The sequence below is a fragment of the Geobacillus sp. ZGt-1 genome, assembly GCF_001026865.1.
In the GTDB taxonomy this organism is placed as follows: domain Bacteria; phylum Bacillota; class Bacilli; order Bacillales; family Anoxybacillaceae; genus Geobacillus; species Geobacillus thermoleovorans.
On record NZ_LDPD01000002.1, the window covers coordinates 20437 to 36827 of the forward strand.

Genomic DNA, 16391 nt, shown 5'->3' on the forward strand with positions numbered 1-16391 from the left:
GTAGGTCGCTGCTAGGCAATAAACGAGCAGCCAGTTGCATTGGTGCAATTGGCTGTTTTCGTTTTTTGAGGAAAAAACGATAAGGACCCGCTCAATGTCTCTCTTCCTTTCATCTACTAGTATAGAATGTTAGCAATGTGGGAAACATAGAGGATGGGAGGTGGAGAGCGTGAGGACATCAATAGCAGACCGGAATCAACGCGAACATGTATGCATCGTTTGTGAACAGGAAAAAAAGGAAGGGATTTTCCTTTTTGGCCATTTTCTTTGTTTGGACTGCAACCGGGCGATTGTGCAAACGAATACGGACGACCCGAACTACTCGTTTTATGTGCGGCAGCTGCGCAAAATGTTTACATCGAAAATTCACTCGTAATCAGGGCCTGCATTTGGGCCTGTTTTTATTTGCGATTGACGCGACTCGTGCGTTTTTTCGGGCGTTTGTGATACTATATGTTTGATGTTTCTCCTGCATATCCCATGCATTTCGGCAGTCTGCCCGGATGATGGCCGTTCTGGGACAGACAGCAAGGAAAGAGGATGATGATGGATCAAACGAAAACTCCTTTATATGACGCTCTCGTGCACCATTGGGCGCGCCGCCCGGTTTCGTTTCACGTGCCGGGACATAAATACGGCGCTTTGTTTTCGAAACGAGGGAGAGATATGTTTGCGCCGCTGTTGGCGTTGGATGCGACGGAAATTTCCGGCTTGGATGACTTGCATCATCCTGAGTCGGTGATTGCCGAGGCGCAGGCGCTGGCGGCGGAGCTGTATGGCGTTAGGGAGACGTTTTTCCTTGTGAACGGTTCGACGGCAGGGAATTTGGCAATGATCGCCGCCGTGTGTGATGGAAAGAGGAAGAAAGTGATTGTACAACGCAATTGCCATAAATCGGTGATGCATGCATTGCAACTCATGGAAGCCACTCCTGTTCTACTTGCTCCCGAGTTTGATCGTGATGTGTGTGTCGCTTCGCACATTCGTCCTAAAGCGGTCAAAGAGGCGTTGGCGCTTCATGATGATGTTGCTGCGGTTGTATTGACGAACCCAAATTATTATGGAATGGCCGCCGATTTGACAGAAATCGTCCGTCTAGTTCATGAACATGGCATTCCGGTGCTGGTTGATGAGGCGCATGGCGCCCATTTCGTTGTCGGCCCCCCTTTTCCGACATCGGCGCTTCGCTATGGCGCCGATGTTGTCGTGCAGTCGGCGCATAAAACGTTGCCGGCGATGACGATGGGAGCGTTTTTGCATGTAAACAGCGAGCGGGTTGATCTTGAGCGGTTGAAATATTTTTTGCAGTTGTTTCAGTCAAGCAGCCCGTCTTACCCGATTATGGCGTCGCTCGATTTGGCGCGGAGTTATGTCGCCCAGCTTTCAAAAAGCGATGCGGCGGCGATCGTGGCAGAAATTGAGAAGTTTAAAGCAGCCTTGGCCGATATTGACGGGGTGGCAGTCGTTTGTTCCCGCCATTTTGGCGTACAGACCGACCCGCTGAAAGTAACGGTGCAGACGCGCTGTTCCTTGACCGGGTATGAACTGCAACGTTGGCTTGAGCGCGAAGGGGTGTTTGTCGAGCTTGCTGATCGAATGAACGTGCTTTTCGTTTGCCCGCTGGCGGTAACCGGGCGGCTTCAGGAAGCAGCGGAGAAAATCAAACGAGCGTGGCGCGATTTGCCAGATGGCGAGGCGCCGGTGTGTGACGCTTCGCCTTTTCTCGGACCGCTTCTATCGGTTTTAGTCCCGTATAATGAACTGCGCCATTTGCGGACAAAAGCTGTGGCGCTCGAGGAAGCTGAAGGACATATAGCGGCGGAAACGGTCATTCCATATCCGCCTGGGGTGCCGCTCGTGTGGGTCGGAGAACGGATCGGCCGCGGCCATATTGAACAGATCCGCCAGCTTCTTTGTCAGCGGGCGCACATACAAGGCGGAAGCCGGCTGAAAGATGGTCAGCTGGTTGTATACGAATAGGAAGGATGGAAAGGATGCCGCGAGTGATGAACGGATGCTTTTTTTCGTTTGAAGGACCGGAAGGAGCCGGCAAAACGACGATGATCAGCAAATTGGAGTCGTTGTTGCGTGAGCGGGGGATTGACGTCGTGGCGACGAGGGAACCGGGCGGGGTGCGCATTGCCGAGGCGATTCGCTCAATCATTTTAAACCGTGATTATACGGAAATGGACGGGCGGACGGAGGCGCTTTTGTATGCGGCGGCGCGCCGGCAGCATTTGCTTGAGAAAATCGTGCCGGCGCTTGAGGCTGGGTGCGTCGTCCTTTGCGACCGGTTTGTTGACAGTTCCCTCGCCTACCAGGGATTTGCCCGCGGGCTTGGCATTGAGGAAGTATGGAAAATTAATGAGTTCGCTATTGATGGGTATATGCCGTCGCTGACGATTTATTTTGATATCGATCCGCAAATTGGGCTTGAACGAATCCGACGAAACCGCAGCCGGGAAGTGAATCGGCTTGACCTTGAAACGTTGTCTTTTCATGAGAAGGTGCGAGAAGGGTATCGGGAACTCGCCAGACGGTTTGCCGACCGCATTGTCGTCATCGACGCGAACCGCCCGCTTGATGATGTATTCGCTGAAACAACGGCCGCGGTGCTTTCCCGTTTGAAAGGAAGATGACAGCGCCATTTCCATGAATCCGACCGTGATGATTCCTAGTGGACATGATAGAATAGAAATAAGAAATCAAGGAAGAGTGATGGCGATGCGATGGGAACAGCTAGCGAAACGCCAGCCGGTGGTGGCGAAAATGCTGCAAAGCGGCTTGGAAAAAGGGCGGATTTCTCATGCGTACTTGTTTGAGGGGCAGCGGGGGACGGGCAAAAAAGCGGCCAGTTTGTTGTTGGCGAAACGTTTGTTTTGTCTGTCCCCAATCGGAGTTTCCCCGTGTCTGGAGTGCCGCAACTGCCGGCGCATCGACTCCGGCAACCACCCTGACGTCCGGGTGATCAGCCCAGACGGAGGATCAATCAAAAAGGAACAAATCGAATGGCTGCAGCAAGAGTTCTCGAAAACAGCGGTCGAGTCGGATAAAAAAATGTACATCGTTGAGCACGCCGATCAAATGACGACAAGCGCTGCCAACAGCCTTCTGAAATTTTTGGAAGAGCCGCATCCGGGGACGGTGGCGGTATTGCTGACTGAGCAATACCACCGCCTGCTAGGGACGATCGTTTCCCGCTGTCAAGTGCTTTCGTTCCGGCCGTTGCCGCCGGCAGAGCTCGCTCAGGGACTTGTCGAGGAGCACGTGCCGTTGCCGTTGGCGCTGTTGGCTGCCCATTTGACAAACAGCTTCGAGGAAGCACTGGCGCTTGCCCAAGATAGTTGGTTTGCCGAGGCGCGAACATTAGTGCTACAATGGTATGAGATGCTGGGCAAGCCGGAGCTGCAGCTTTTGTTTTTCATCCACGACCGCTTGTTTCCGCATTTTTTGGAAAACCATCAGCTTGACCTTGGACTTGATTTGCTTTTATATTTATACCGCGATTTATTGCATATTCAAGCCGGGCAGATGGACGGCGTGTTATACCGCGATCAGCTGGACCGCCTGCAACGATGGGCGCTTGCTTGCCCGCAGCGGCGGATTTTGGCTGGCATGGAAGCAATTTTACAAGCGAAAACGCGTTTAAATACAACAAATATGAGCACAGCGTTGCTTGTTGAGCAGCTCGTTCTTCAATTAAAGCGGTAAAGGAGGGAGAGCCGTTGTATACGGTAGTCGGCGTCCGTTTTAAAAAAGCAGGGAAAATTTATTATTTTGACCCTGGCGATGCCGTTATTCCCGTCGGCGAATTCGTCATTGTCGAGACGGTCCGAGGCATTGAGTACGGAAAAGTCGTCATCGCCAATAAACAAGTCGACGAAAACGACATCGTGCTGCCGCTCAAAAAAGTGATCCGCGTGGCGAATGAGAAAGATAAATGGATTGTAGAAGAAAACAAAAAGGCGGCGCGCGAGGCGTATGACATTTGCTTGCGCAAAGTGGAGGAGCACGGGCTGGAAATGAAGCTCGTCGATGTGGAATATACGTTTGACCGCAATAAAGTGATCTTTTATTTCACTGCCGATGGGCGCGTCGATTTCCGCGAGCTTGTGAAAGACTTAGCGTCGATTTTCCGCACGCGCATCGAGCTGCGGCAAATCGGGGTGCGCGATGAGGCGAAAATGCTTGGCGGCATCGGGCCGTGCGGCCGCATGCTTTGCTGTTCGACCTTTCTTGGCGATTTTGAACCGGTGTCGATCAAAATGGCGAAAGATCAAAACTTGTCGCTCAATCCAACGAAAATTTCCGGGCTGTGCGGCCGGCTGATGTGTTGCCTGAAATATGAAAACGAAGAGTATGAGACGGCGAAAGAACAACTCCCGGATTTAGGGGAATATGTCGAAACACCGCACGGCTTCGGCAAAGTCGTCGGCTTGAACATTTTAGAGCGGGTGTTGCAAATCGAGCTTCCAGAATTCGGACGGGTCGTCGAATATACACTCNATGAGCTGATGAAAAACGGGACGTTGTCCATTCGCGTCGCGGATTAATTTGGGGTGGGGCCAGTGGAAAAAGTAGATAAAAAAGAAGTGTTTCGATCAGTGGCCAATATGGAAGAGCAACTTAGTTATTTTTACCGCGAGCTGGTGCAGCTGAAACAGCGCGTAACGGAGCTGTTAGAAGAGAATCACCAGCTGCAAATCGAAAATGCTCATTTGCGCCGTCGGCTTGAACAATTGTCAGAAGCATGGGAAGAAGGCAAACGAAAAGGGGACAAACATGGCAAAAAACTCATCGACATTGGCGAAGGGTATGACAATTTAGCCCGCCTTTACCAAGAAGGGTTTCATATTTGTCACATCCATTACGGAAGCATTCGCACCGAGGGCGATTGTTTGTTTTGCTTGTCGTTTTTGAACAAAAACTAAAGGCAGCGCCACCCTTTCCGTTTCGGAAAGGTTATTTTTTTCAATGGAGGATCGTGCGTCATGGTGGAATTGTACGAGGATGAACGGCTCGATTATTTGTTTAACGAAGAGCTCCGCATCATTCAAAGTCCATCTGTATTTTCGTTTTCCCTTGATGCCGTGCTCCTTGCTCATTTTGCCTATATGCCGATTCAAAAGGGGCAGATTGTTGATTTGTGCACGGGCAACGGGGTGATTCCCCTCTTGTTGAGCCGGCGAACAAAAGGGACGATCATCGGCATCGAAATTCAAGAACGGCTTTGCGACATGGCGAGGCGAAGCGTGCAATACAACGGGCTTGAAGGACAAATCGAGATCATACACGGCGACATTAAAGAAGCGCCGCAACGGATCGGTTACAGCCGGTACGATGTCGTCACGTGCAACCCCCCGTATTTTCCGGCAGTCGGCAAAGACGAACTGAGCAAAAATGAACATATCGCCATCGCCCGCCATGAAATTTATTGCACCCTAGAGGATGTGATTCGAGTCAGCAGCCAGCTGTTGAAGCAAGGAGGGAAGGCGGCGTTCGTCCACCGGCCCGGGCGGCTGCTTGATCTTGTGACGCTCATGCGCCAATACCGTCTTGAGCCGAAACGGCTCCGCTTTGTGTACCCGAAAGAGGGCAAAGAGGCGAACATGATTTTAATTGAAGGGACAAAAGACGCAAGCCCGGACTTAAAAGTGTTGCCTCCGCTTGTCGTGTATAATGAGAATAACGAATATACTGAGGAGACGAAGCGGATCTTATATGGCATTATTTCATCTTAAAGGGGCGGAACAAGGATGCTTTGGCAGCAAAAAAGTTTTACCGAACAAACGGAGCAAGGGACACTGTACATCGTGCCGACGCCGATCGGCAATTTGGAGGATATGACGTTTCGTGCGGTTAGGACGCTTCAGGAAGCTGACGTCATCGCCGCCGAGGACACAAGGCAGACGAAAAAGCTGCTCGCCCATTTCGGCATTCATACGCCGCTCGTCAGCTACCATGAGCATAATAAATACGCGAGCGGCCGGCAGCTTGTCGAATGGCTGAAGGAAGGAAAAACGGTGGCATTGGTGAGCGACGCCGGGATGCCCGGCATTTCCGATCCGGGTTATGAGCTTATTGTTGCGGCGCTTGCCGAGCGCTGCCGCGTCGTCCCTCTTCCTGGAGCGAACGCGGCATTGACAGCGCTTGTCGCCTCCGGGCTGCCCACGGACCGCTTTTTGTTTGTCGGCTTTTTGGAACGGGCGAAAAAAGAGAAAAAAGAGCAGCTGCTGTCATTAAAAACAGCGGCGGAGACGTTAATTTTTTATGAGGCGCCCCACCGCTTGAAAGAAACGCTCGCTCTTATGTATGATATATTCGGCAATCGGCGCATCGCTCTTGGCCGCGAGTTGACGAAACGGTTTGAGGAGTTCATCCGCGGCGATTTAAGCGATGCGGTCGCCTGGGCGGAAGAACATGACACCCGCGGTGAATTTTGCCTCATTGTCGAAGGGGCGCGAGACGGGAATAAACAAGAGCAAGAGGGAGAGGAATGGTGGCAGCCGCTTTCGCTTGTCGAACATGTCGATTATTATATTCGCGAGCACAGCCTTTCCGTCAAGGAGGCGGTGAAACAGGCGGCCAGTGATCGAAATATGTCGAAACGCGACGTTTATCGGCAGTATCATCAACAGCAAGAAGAAGAAAAAAAAGAGTTTCTCTGAAGCCAGAGAAACTTTTTTATTCTTTTTCTTTGTCTGTTGCTGCTTCTAGATGCTGTTGGATCTCCTGCAACAAAATTTCTGCGCCTTCGCGGCTTAAAATGATTTTGCCGCCGGCCAGTTTGAAGTTGTCGTCCGACACTTCGCCGGTGACGACACACGTCATGTTCGGCTTATACTTTTTCAAAATGATGCGGTCATCGTCAACATAAATTTCCAACGCATCTTTTTCGTTAATATCCAACGTACGTCGCAGCTCAATTGGAATGACGACGCGGCCTAACTCATCGACTTTACGCACGATCCCTGTCGATTTCATCGTCGATTCTCCTCTCCGCAAAAAAGTTTTTTGTCGTTTATTCGTCAATATTCGACAAATTTCCTACAACCTAATCATATCAGTGTTTCCATTAAGCGTCAATCCTTTAATATGTAAAATTTAAAAAAAATGTATATTGTTATTTCAAAAAAAGTTTGTTTAGAAAGAAAGGAGAAAACGAATGAATTTGCCCATCTAAACTCTATCCTTGTATAACAAATTCGCAGCGATGGCTGAAAACGCGGCCGTATTTTTGCCGGTTTGGGTATATTTTTTCAGCCCACGAGAAATAGATGTTTTTGTAGAATGAAAAAATTATGTAAAATAGAAGTAACGCCGCTCTCGTCGCCGGACGGGGGCTTTTGTGCTCAACAGTACGAGGGAGGGCCTAACCGATGGAGAAAAAAACGTTTTATTTGACGACGCCGATTTATTACCCGAGCGACCGCCTGCATATCGGTCATGCTTACACAACGGTGGCGGGGGACGCCATGGCTCGCTATAAACGGATGCGCGGCTACGATGTCATGTATTTGACCGGCACCGATGAGCATGGGCAAAAAATTCAGCGCAAGGCGGAAGAAAAAGGAGTAACGCCGCAGCAATACGTCGATGAGATCGTCGCTGGCATTCAGGAGCTATGGAAGAAGCTCGACATTTCCTACGACGATTTTATTCGCACAACGCAGGAGCGGCATAAAAAAGTCGTCGAACAAATTTTTACCCGTCTTGTCGAACAAGGCGATATTTATTTGGGCGAATATGAAGGCTGGTATTGTACGCCGTGCGAATCGTTTTACACTGAGCGGCAGCTTGTGGACGGCAACTGTCCGGACTGCGGCCGGCCTGTTGAGAAAGTGAAAGAAGAGTCCTATTTCTTCCGGATGAGCAAATATGTCGACCGCTTGTTGCAATATTACGAAGAAAATCCCGATTTTATCCAACCGGAATCGCGGAAAAATGAGATGATCAACAACTTCATTAAGCCGGGGCTTGAGGATTTGGCTGTGTCCCGGACGACGTTCGATTGGGGCATTAAAGTGCCAGGCAATCCGAAGCATGTCATCTATGTCTGGATCGACGCGCTTGCCAACTATATCACAGCGCTCGGCTACGGCACGGACAACGATGAAAAGTTCCGCAAATATTGGCCGGCGGACGTCCATTTGGTCGGCAAAGAAATCGTCCGTTTCCATACGATTTATTGGCCGATTATGTTGATGGCGCTCGGCTTGCCGTTGCCGAAAAAAGTATTCGGCCATGGCTGGTTGCTGATGAAGGATGGAAAAATGTCCAAATCGAAAGGAAATGTCGTCGACCCGGTGACGCTCATCGACCGGTATGGGCTTGATGCGCTCCGCTATTATTTGCTGCGGGAAGTGCCGTTCGGCGCTGATGGCGTGTTTACGCCGGAAGGATTTATTGAGCGCATCAACTATGACTTGGCCAACGACTTAGGCAACTTGTTGCACCGTACTGTGGCGATGATCGAGAAATATTTCGACGGCGTTATTCCGCCATACCGCGGGCCGAAAACACCGTTTGACCAAGAGTTGGCGCAAACGGCGCGCGAAGTGGTGCGTCAATATGAAGAAGCGATGGAGGGAATGGAGTTTTCCGTCGCGCTCGCCACTGTTTGGCAGTTGATTAGCCGGACGAACAAATACATCGATGAAACGCAGCCATGGGTATTGGCGAAAGACGAACAGAAACGGGATGAGCTTGCCGCCGTCATGACCCACTTGGCTGAATCGCTTCGCCATACGGCGGTGCTGCTCCAGCCGTTTTTGACGCGCACGCCGGAGCGCATGTTCGCTCAGCTCGGCATCACTGATCATTCATTAAAAGAATGGGACAGCTTGTACGATTTCGGCCTCATTCCGGAAGGGACAAAAGTGCAAAAGGGAGAACCGCTCTTCCCGCGCCTCGACATCGAAGCGGAAGTGGAGTACATTAAGGCGCATATGCAAGGGGGCAAACCGGCCGCCGAACCGGTAAAAGAGGAAAAAAAAGCAGCGGAGGCGGCGGAAATTTCGATTGACGAGTTCGCCAAAATCGATTTGCGCGTCGCTGAAGTCATCCATGCCGAACGGATAAAAAACGCCGATAAGCTGTTGAAGCTTCAGCTTGACCTTGGCGGCGAGAAGCGGCAAGTGATCTCCGGCATTGCTGAGTTTTACAAACCAGAAGAACTAGTCGGCAAAAAAGTCATTTGCGTCGCCAATTTAAAACCAGCCAAGCTTCGCGGCGAATGGTCGGAAGGCATGATTCTAGCCGGAGGCAGCGGCGGGGAATTTTCGCTGGCGACGGTTGATCAACACGTGCCGAATGGAACGAAAATCAAATAACGGTTTGCTTGGCAGGGGGGTGTTGCGCTTGACACCTCCTTGTCGCTATTTTGTAATGGAAATGTTAACGAAATGTGACGTATGTAACCAATTTCTATGCTACACTTAACATCAAGGTGGAAAAGAGGGCATTAGTATGCTGTTTGATACGCACGCACATTTGAATGCAGTCCAATACGAAGAAGATTTGGAACAAGTCATTGAACGCGCCCGCGATGAAGGGGTTTCACACATTGTCGTCGTCGGGTTTGACCGTCCGACGATCGATCGGGCGATCGAGCTGGCCGAGCGGTATCTGTTTATTTATGCGGCGGTTGGCTGGCATCCGGTTGATGCGATCGAGATGACGGACGATGATTTGCAGATGATTGAACAGCTCGCCGCTCACCCGAAAGTCGTGGCGCTCGGCGAGATGGGGCTTGACTACCATTGGGATAAATCGCCGAAAGACGTGCAACAAGAGGTGTTCCGGCAGCAAATCCGGCTGGCTAAAAAGGTGAAGTTGCCGATCATTATTCATAACCGTGAGGCGACGGCAGATATTTTAAAAATTTTGCAAGAGGAAAACGCCGCCGAAGTCGGCGGGATTATGCATTGTTTCAGCGGCAGCGTCGAGGTGGCCAAACAGTGCATGGACATGAATTTTCTCATTTCCCTTGGCGGACCGGTCACGTTTAAAAATGCGAAAAAACCGAAGGAAGTGGCGAAGGAGATTCCACTGAGCCATTTATTGATCGAAACCGATTGTCCATATTTAACGCCTCACCCTTTCCGCGGCAAACGAAACGAGCCGAGCTATGTCAAATACGTTGCCGAAGCGATCGCACAGATCAAAAACATTTCTTTTGCCGAAGTAGCGGAAACAACGGCGGAAAATGCCAAAAAATTGTTCGCCATCGACCGCTAAAATTAGGCGTCGAACAGCGGGGAAGCTTGTCGAAGGTGCGGCGAAGACGATAAAATTCTACAAATTCAGCCGATATGAGCCAACCGCGTGTCGACAAGTCTTCCTTCCTTTTTCACTGAATTTTCTGCATAATAGAGTATGCTCGTGCGTACATGTTAAAGGGAGAGGGGAATTCCGTAGAAAAAGGAGGCGTTCATCTGATGTTGCCGAATGGGAGGAAATGGCTGGACTTATGGAGGAAAAACGTGACCGTCACAGCGGGCGGGTTTCTCGCCATCTCCGCGACGACAGGGGTTGCTGGATATGAGATGGCCAAAGACGATGTGACGCTGATCAAAAACGGAAACAAACAAGAAATTCGCACTCATGCGAAAACGGTGAAAGAGCTGCTTGCGGAGCAAAACATTCAACCGCGCAAAGAAGATTATGTTTATCCGTCTCTCCACTCACCGATCACCGACGATCTCCATATCGTTTGGGAAGCGAGCAAAGAAGTGACGCTGACGGTCAATGGAAAAAAGAAAAAGATATGGACGACAGCCGATACAGTCGCGGAGCTGCTCCGTTCGCAGCACGTGGCAGTCGGGCCGTATGACAAAGTGGCGCCGGCGCTTTCGGCGAAAATTCAAAAAGGCATGGACATCGGCGTTGAAAAGGCGTTTCCAGTCCACGTCAATGTCGGCGGTAAACAACAGCAGGTATGGACAACTTCGACTACGGTCGCTGACTTTTTGAAGCAGCAAGGGATTCAGCTAGGTCAACTCGATCGGATAGAGCCCTCCTTGCACGAAATGGTCAAAGAACAGATGACCATTTGTGTGGTCCGAGTAAAAAAAGTCACCGATGTAGTGGAAGAACCCGTCGACTTTGCCGTGGTGACAAAACGGGACGACTCATTGCCGAAAGGAGAGCGGCGCGTCATTCAGCCTGGAGAAAAAGGGATGGTTCAAAAAACGTATGAGGTGACATTGGAAAACGGCAAAGAAACGGCGCGCAAACTAATCGCTGCGAAAACGCTAAAAGAAAGCAAGGCGCGCATTGTCGCCATCGGCACGAAAACTGTGCGCTCAGCTGCCGCGCCCGACCGCCCGTCCTCGCGCGGCTCGGACCATGCCGCGAAGGAATTTTACGTCACCGCCACCGCCTACACTGCCTATTGTGCAGGCTGTTCAGGCATAACAAGCACGGGCATCAACTTGCGCAAAAATCCTTCCGCTAAAGTGATTGCGGTCGACCCGTCCATCATCCCCCTTGGGTCGAAAGTGTATGTGGAAGGATACGGATATGCCATTGCCGCTGACACCGGCTCAGGCATCCGCGGATATAAAATTGATGTGTTTTTCCCGGAACGGTCGGATGCGTTTCGTTGGGGCAGAAAGCGCGTGAAAATACGGGTATTGCCATAGAGATGCGATGGGAGAACGAAGCGGAGGGTTTTTTCCCTCTGCTTTTTTTCGCTATAATGGCATTGTGCCGCGACAATGCGCGCCGTTTCTACTAAATTAGACGATGCAAACGGAAAAAAAGTTTCAGCGAAATTCAAAAAATAATAAGGGAATGAAGCGGCTTTCGGCGATGATTCGCCTTACTTTTGATTTTACCGGAAAGGAGGCATTGCAGAAATAGGAAAAAGAGACGATTCCGTTGTTTCTGCAATGGGAGGATGAAGATCAAAGAAGTGATCGTTGTGGAAGGAAAAGATGATACGGCGGCGATCCGGCGCGCCGTCGATGCCGATACAATCGAGACAAACGGAGCAGCAGTGGGCGCGGATGTCATTGAGCGGATCAAGCTGGCGAAAGAGCGCCGCGGCGTGATCATTTTTACCGATCCCGATTTTCCCGGCGAAAAAATTCGCCGCACGATTGCCGAACAGGTGCCGGGGTGCAAGCATGCCTTTTTGCCGCGCGAGGCAGCCAAAGCGAAAAACGGCAAGGGCATCGGGGTTGAGCACGCGTCCCCTGACGAAATCCGTCGGGCGCTCGCCAACGTGTATGAAGAGGCGTCGGATTGGAAGGAAGAAATTACGTTTGCTGAACTGATCGAGGCTGGGTTGATCGGCGGTGCGATGGCGCGCCGGCGGCGGCAGCGTCTCGGCGAGGAGCTGAAAATCGGCTATGCGAACGGTCGGCAGTTTCATAAGCGGCTGCAAGTGTTCCGCATTTCCCGTGATGCTTTTTATGCCGCGTTAGCGCACGTGATGCAGGAGGAGGCAGACGATGTATAAAGATATTGCAACACCGCGGCGGACGAAAGAAATTTTGGAGCGATATGGCTTTTCGTTTAAAAAGAGCCTTGGGCAAAACTTTTTGATCGATGCGAACATTTTGCGGAAAATCGTGGATGTTGCCGANATCTCCCCTGATACAGGAGCGATTGAAATCGGACCGGGCATCGGAGCGTTGACGGAACAATTGGCGCGACGGGCGAAAAAAGTCGTCGCTTTCGAAATCGACGGCCGACTGTTGCCCATTTTGGCCGACACGCTGTCTGCTTATGACAATGTGCGCATCTTTCACCAAGATGTATTAAAGGTCGACTTGCATGCCGTCATCGCCGAGGAACTGGCTGATGTAAGCGACCGGATGGTCGTCGCCAACTTACCTTATTATGTGACGACACCGATCATTATGAAGCTGCTTACCGAGCGGTTGCCGATCCGAGGCATGGTCGTCATGCTGCAAAAAGAAGTCGCCGACCGTCTTGCCGCTAAGCCAGGGACAAAAGATTACGGCTCGCTGACGATCGCTGTGCAGTATTATACCGAAGCGGAAGTCGTCATGACGGTGCCGCGCACCGTCTTTATGCCGCAGCCGAACGTTGATTCTGCTGTCATCCGGCTCGTAAAGCGGCAGCATCCGCCTGTTGTTGTCGACGATGAGGGCGTGTTTTTCCAAGTAGTGCGGGCAAGCTTCGCCCAGCGCCGCAAAACGCTGTTCAACAACTTAACAAACAATTTGCCGGGAGGAAAAGAGAACAAAGAGAAAATTGAACGAGTGCTCGTTGCTTTGGGCATTGACCCGCGCCGCCGCGGAGAGACGCTTGACATCGCTGAGTTTGCTTCATTAAGCAACGCGTTGGCACCGCTTTTCGGCAAATGAAGGAGTCGTAAAGAAAGCGCTCCTCTAGGGGGCAGCGGTCTTTTCGTCAACCAAAGCCGTCCAAACAGGCGTCTATCACCTATTGTCCGCACGTGCATATCGTATGGATGACAACGATTATGCAATGGAGTGAGCGGTGATGGACGTCATTAAAATCGGCGATATTGTCGCCCGCAAGTCTTACCAATGTGATTTATTGTTCCGAGTGATTGATATTAAAGAAAAAAACGGCGAGTGGGAAGCGATTTTGTATGGTGAAGACGTGCGCCTCGTCGCGGACGCTCCGTGCAGCGATTTAGTCGTCATCGATGAGCAGGAGCAACAGGAACGGAAAAAGCGGGAAATCGAGCTGATCGAACAATCGTATCGGCTTTTTCGCCAAGATTATCAGGCGATCAAGCAAAAAGTCGAATATCGGGCGACCGGCGGATACCGGGTGGAGAAAGATTTTTTTCAAATTCCGGGGCGCGTTCTTCATTTGGATGGCGACCCGTTATATTTGCGCAAATGTATGGATTTGTATGAGCGGATCGGCGTGCCGGTGCACGGCATTTACTGCGAGGAAAGCGAAATGCCGGAAAAAGTTGGCTACTGGATCGAGCAGTTTCGCCCTGATATTTTAGTCATCACCGGGCATGATTCGTATTCGAAGTCAAAAGGAAAGGTGCATGAGTTAAAAGCGTACCGCCATTCGCGCCATTTTGTGCAAACGGTGAAAGAGGCGCGCAAAAAAGTGCCCCATTTGGACCAACTGATCATTTTCGCCGGCGCCTGCCAGTCGCACTTTGAGTCGCTCATCCGCGCTGGGGCGAATTTTGCCAGTTCACCAGCGCGGGTGAACATTCATGCTCTGGACCCCGTCTATATCGTTTCGCGCCTCAGCTTCACCCCGTTCACCGAAACGGTCGACGTATGGGATGTGTTGCGCAACACGTTAACTGGGGAAAAGGGGCTTGGTGGGGTGGAAACGAAAGGCGTGCTCCGCACCGGGATGCCGTTTCGCCTCATTGAGAATCGAGAGGAAAACCGCCGCAGTTGATGGGCGGTTTTTTCTATACGTCCGTCGCATTTTTTTACAAAAAAGTTCCACATCACACATAAAAAGAAGGATATTGTAGAAAAATATACATTGACAGAAATAAAAATGCCTTGATATAATCTTTATTTTTTGACTTTAGACACCATCTTTGTTATAATTACAAATAGTGAGGTGGATGATGAATGCCAAAGACTTTATCCGATATTAAAAAAACGCTGGATTCCAATATCGGGAAACGGTTGACGCTGCGGGCCAACGGCGGACGCAGAAAAATGATTGAGCGTTGTGGTATTTTGGCGGAAACATATCCATCCGTATTTGTCATTGAGCTGGATCAAAAAGAGAATTCGTTTGAACGCGTATCGTTCAGCTACGCCGACGTATTGACAGAGACAGTAAAGTTGACGTTTTGGGATGATGAGCAAGCAGGGGGGCAGTAGACAGATTTGTTTGCTGCTTTTTGTTTTTTGTTTTGTCATAAATAGGTGACGTGAACTACTCCCACTTCGTTTTGTTTGAAGCGGGAGTTTTCTTTCGGAACTATGATAAAACCGCCCTCTTTATTTCATACTAAAACTGCCGCAGCCGCCTTTTGCCCGGCCAAATGCAAAGCCGGCTTGTTGATGCGCCGGCGGGTTGCCAAACGTTTCATGCCATAGCGCCAATGAACATGGAAAGGGGTTGCTGACATTGGGTCGACGCCGCGGGATTATGTCGCAACGCTTGAAAGAAGAGCTGGCGAAAGAGTTGGGCTTTTACGATGTCGTGCAACGTGAGGGGTGGGGCGCCATCCGCGCGAAAGACGCAGGAAACATGGTCAGATTGGCGATTGAACGGGCGGAGCGGCAGCTGGCCGGAACAACGGAATAGCGCCGGCAGCGGGGCGTGTTGCGGCGAGGGTGTCCCGAACGGGGCGCCCTTTTTTGCATACATATATTGTTTGGCGTCGTCGCCAGAACATGGTAATATGATAAAATGGGTTGACGAAAGAAAGGCGGATGAGACGGGGCAAAGACGGCGGAGACGGAAAGCAGCCGATGGATGCCAATCCGCTTATTCATGATTGCGCGTGGAAGCAGGTGAGGATGAGTGAGGTTGTCGATAAAAGCGCCGGCGAAAATCAATTTGTCACTCGACGTTCTTTATAAGCGCCCGGATGGTTACCATGAAGTGAAAATGGTGATGACGACGATCGATTTGGCCGATCGCATTGAGCTTGTCGCGTTGCCGGAGGAAGATGCGATCCGCATCGTTTCGCAAAACCGCTTTGTGCCGGATGATTGCCGCAACTTGGCGTATCAGGCGGCTAAGCTTCTTAAAGAGACGTTTTCGATCCGCCAAGGGGTGGCCATTTCGATTACGAAGCATATTCCGGTGGCCGCCGGATTGGCGGGAGGAAGCAGCGATGCGGCGGCGACGCTGCGTGGGTTGAACAAGCTTTGGCAACTTGGATTAACGATGGATGAACTGGCAGAGCTCGGGGCGAAAATCGGATCAGATGTCGCTTTTTGCGTCTACGGCGGAACCGCCTTGGCGACGGGGCGCGGGGAAATCATCACTCCGATCCCTTCACCGCCGCCGTGCTGGGTTGTGCTGGCCAAGCCCCCGATCGGTGTATCGACGGCGGAAGTGTACCGAAACTTGGAACTTGAGCGTGTCAGCCATCCAGACGTCGATGCGATGGTGAGAGCGATCGAGCGGCAAGATTATGCGGCGATCTGCCGGTTGGTCGGCAATGTTCTTGAGGAAGTGACGTTGAAAAAATATCCGGAAGTCGCGCATATTAAAGAACAAATGAAGCGGTTTGGCGCTGATGCGGTGCTGATGAGCGGCAGCGGGCCGACCGTGTTTGGACTGATCGAGCACGATTCGAGAATGCAGCGGGTATACAATGGGTTGCGCGGCTTTTGTGACCAAGTGTTTGCGGTGAGAATGTTAGGAGAACGACATTCTCTTGATTAAACACGTACATTTTTGTTAAAATATATTTATAATATTCGGTTTCAGGAGGT

Annotated in this window: 17 protein-coding genes and 2 pseudogenes; 18 read left to right on the forward strand and 1 reads right to left on the reverse strand. The window is 51.0% G+C overall.

Annotated elements, in window-relative coordinates:
• Positions 1 to 169 precede the first annotated feature (169 nt).
• From VU18_RS00110 to rsmI, 8 genes are all read left to right on the forward strand, one after another.
• Entirely contained in the window at positions 170 to 376 is a 207-nt protein-coding gene (locus VU18_RS00110) for a sigma factor G inhibitor Gin (RefSeq protein WP_011229538.1), read from the forward strand.
• Positions 377 to 546: 170 nt separating this feature from the next.
• On the forward strand, positions 547 to 1980 hold the full coding sequence (locus VU18_RS00115; RefSeq protein ID WP_025039043.1) for an aminotransferase class I/II-fold pyridoxal phosphate-dependent enzyme: 1434 nt from the start codon (positions 547 to 549) through the stop codon (positions 1978 to 1980).
• A 26-nt stretch (positions 1981 to 2006) separates the two neighbouring features.
• Positions 2007 to 2639, forward strand: a complete 633-nt coding sequence (tmk, locus tag VU18_RS00120) for a dTMP kinase (RefSeq protein ID WP_014194560.1) — start codon at positions 2007 to 2009, stop codon at positions 2637 to 2639.
• 79 nt (positions 2640 to 2718) lie between these two features.
• Complete coding sequence (gene holB / locus VU18_RS00125) at positions 2719 to 3711, forward strand: DNA polymerase III subunit delta' (RefSeq protein WP_021322628.1); 993 nt, start codon at positions 2719 to 2721, stop codon at positions 3709 to 3711.
• A 14-nt stretch (positions 3712 to 3725) separates the two neighbouring features.
• On the forward strand, positions 3726 to 4505 hold a 780-nt coding region (locus tag VU18_RS00130; protein ID WP_236687219.1), incomplete at its 3' end, for a stage 0 sporulation family protein.
• A 63-nt stretch (positions 4506 to 4568) separates the two neighbouring features.
• Positions 4569 to 4931, forward strand: a complete 363-nt coding sequence (yabA, locus tag VU18_RS00135) for a DNA replication initiation control protein YabA (RefSeq protein WP_011229543.1) — start codon at positions 4569 to 4571, stop codon at positions 4929 to 4931.
• A gap of 60 nt (positions 4932 to 4991) precedes the next feature.
• Positions 4992 to 5741: a tRNA1(Val) (adenine(37)-N6)-methyltransferase gene (locus tag VU18_RS00140; RefSeq protein ID WP_014194562.1), complete on the forward strand. Its 750-nt coding sequence runs from the start codon at positions 4992 to 4994 to the stop codon at positions 5739 to 5741.
• Between the two features lie 15 nt (positions 5742 to 5756).
• Positions 5757 to 6668, forward strand: a complete 912-nt coding sequence (gene rsmI / locus VU18_RS00145; RefSeq protein WP_014194563.1) for a 16S rRNA (cytidine(1402)-2'-O)-methyltransferase — start codon at positions 5757 to 5759, stop codon at positions 6666 to 6668.
• Positions 6669 to 6684: 16 nt separating this feature from the next.
• Here the strand turns inward: rsmI and VU18_RS00150 are convergent, their stop codons facing one another.
• The gene (locus VU18_RS00150; protein WP_011229546.1) at positions 6685 to 6984 is read right to left on the reverse strand and encodes an AbrB/MazE/SpoVT family DNA-binding domain-containing protein; all 300 of its coding nucleotides are present in this window, start codon (positions 6982 to 6984) and stop codon (positions 6685 to 6687) included.
• Positions 6985 to 7379: 395 nt separating this feature from the next.
• On the opposite strand from VU18_RS00150, the gene metG reads away from it, so the two are divergent.
• The 10 genes and pseudogenes from metG (at position 7380) to ispE (ending at position 16341) form a co-directional block, all read left to right on the forward strand.
• Positions 7380 to 9332 (forward strand): methionine--tRNA ligase, encoded by a 1953-nt coding sequence (gene metG / locus VU18_RS00155; RefSeq protein WP_047757469.1) that lies wholly within the window; start codon positions 7380 to 7382, stop codon positions 9330 to 9332.
• Positions 9333 to 9468: 136 nt separating this feature from the next.
• Positions 9469 to 10239 carry a TatD family hydrolase gene (locus tag VU18_RS00160; protein ID WP_047757470.1) on the forward strand — a complete coding sequence of 257 codons (771 nt, stop codon included), beginning with the start codon at positions 9469 to 9471 and terminating at the stop codon, positions 10237 to 10239.
• Positions 10240 to 10439: 200 nt separating this feature from the next.
• Positions 10440 to 11645, forward strand: coding sequence for a G5 and 3D domain-containing protein (locus VU18_RS00165; protein WP_014194566.1), 1206 nt, complete (start codon positions 10440 to 10442; stop codon positions 11643 to 11645).
• Between the two features lie 257 nt (positions 11646 to 11902).
• Complete coding sequence (gene rnmV, locus VU18_RS00170; RefSeq protein WP_014194568.1) at positions 11903 to 12466, forward strand: ribonuclease M5; 564 nt, start codon at positions 11903 to 11905, stop codon at positions 12464 to 12466.
• Positions 12459 to 12592 (forward strand): annotated as a pseudogene (locus VU18_RS18550) (16S rRNA (adenine(1518)-N(6)/adenine(1519)-N(6))-dimethyltransferase); the annotation flags it as partial. The gene rnmV and the pseudogene VU18_RS18550, both read left to right, overlap by 8 nt.
• Position 12593: 1 nt before the next feature.
• Positions 12594 to 13340 (forward strand): annotated as a pseudogene (gene rsmA, locus VU18_RS00175) (16S rRNA (adenine(1518)-N(6)/adenine(1519)-N(6))-dimethyltransferase RsmA); the annotation flags it as partial.
• Positions 13341 to 13479: 139 nt separating this feature from the next.
• Positions 13480 to 14379, forward strand: a complete 900-nt coding sequence (gene yabG / locus VU18_RS00180) for a sporulation peptidase YabG (protein WP_014194570.1) — start codon at positions 13480 to 13482, stop codon at positions 14377 to 14379.
• Between the two features lie 182 nt (positions 14380 to 14561).
• On the forward strand, positions 14562 to 14819 hold the full coding sequence (gene veg, locus VU18_RS00185; RefSeq protein WP_011229553.1) for a biofilm formation stimulator Veg: 258 nt from the start codon (positions 14562 to 14564) through the stop codon (positions 14817 to 14819).
• A gap of 250 nt (positions 14820 to 15069) precedes the next feature.
• The gene (locus VU18_RS00190) at positions 15070 to 15249 is read left to right on the forward strand and encodes a small, acid-soluble spore protein, alpha/beta type (protein ID WP_013143961.1); all 180 of its coding nucleotides are present in this window, start codon (positions 15070 to 15072) and stop codon (positions 15247 to 15249) included.
• Positions 15250 to 15468: 219 nt separating this feature from the next.
• On the forward strand, positions 15469 to 16341 hold the full coding sequence (ispE, locus tag VU18_RS00195) for a 4-(cytidine 5'-diphospho)-2-C-methyl-D-erythritol kinase (protein WP_023634489.1): 873 nt from the start codon (positions 15469 to 15471) through the stop codon (positions 16339 to 16341).
• Positions 16342 to 16391 lie beyond the last annotated feature (50 nt).

Bases quoted from the DNA above. Each gene is read 5' to 3' on its own strand.
- VU18_RS00115 (WP_025039043.1), top strand. From the start codon at position 547: ATGGATCAAACGAAAACTCCTTTATATGACGCTCTCGTGCACCATTGG.
- tmk (WP_014194560.1), top strand. From the start codon at position 2,007: ATGAACGGATGCTTTTTTTCGTTTGAAGGACCGGAAGGAGCCGGCAAA.
- holB (WP_021322628.1), top strand. From the start codon at position 2,719: ATGGCGATGCGATGGGAACAGCTAGCGAAACGCCAGCCGGTGGTGGCG.
- VU18_RS00140 (WP_014194562.1), top strand. From the start codon at position 4,992: ATGGTGGAATTGTACGAGGATGAACGGCTCGATTATTTGTTTAACGAA.
- rsmI (WP_014194563.1), top strand. From the start codon at position 5,757: ATGCTTTGGCAGCAAAAAAGTTTTACCGAACAAACGGAGCAAGGGACA.
- VU18_RS00150 (WP_011229546.1), bottom strand. From the start codon at position 6,984: ATGAAATCGACAGGGATCGTGCGTAAAGTCGATGAGTTAGGCCGCGTC.
- metG (WP_047757469.1), top strand. From the start codon at position 7,380: ATGGAGAAAAAAACGTTTTATTTGACGACGCCGATTTATTACCCGAGC.
- VU18_RS00160 (WP_047757470.1), top strand. From the start codon at position 9,469: ATGCTGTTTGATACGCACGCACATTTGAATGCAGTCCAATACGAAGAA.
- VU18_RS00165 (WP_014194566.1), top strand. From the start codon at position 10,440: ATGTTGCCGAATGGGAGGAAATGGCTGGACTTATGGAGGAAAAACGTG.
- rnmV (WP_014194568.1), top strand. From the start codon at position 11,903: ATGAAGATCAAAGAAGTGATCGTTGTGGAAGGAAAAGATGATACGGCG.
- yabG (WP_014194570.1), top strand. From the start codon at position 13,480: ATGGACGTCATTAAAATCGGCGATATTGTCGCCCGCAAGTCTTACCAA.
- veg (WP_011229553.1), top strand. From the start codon at position 14,562: ATGCCAAAGACTTTATCCGATATTAAAAAAACGCTGGATTCCAATATC.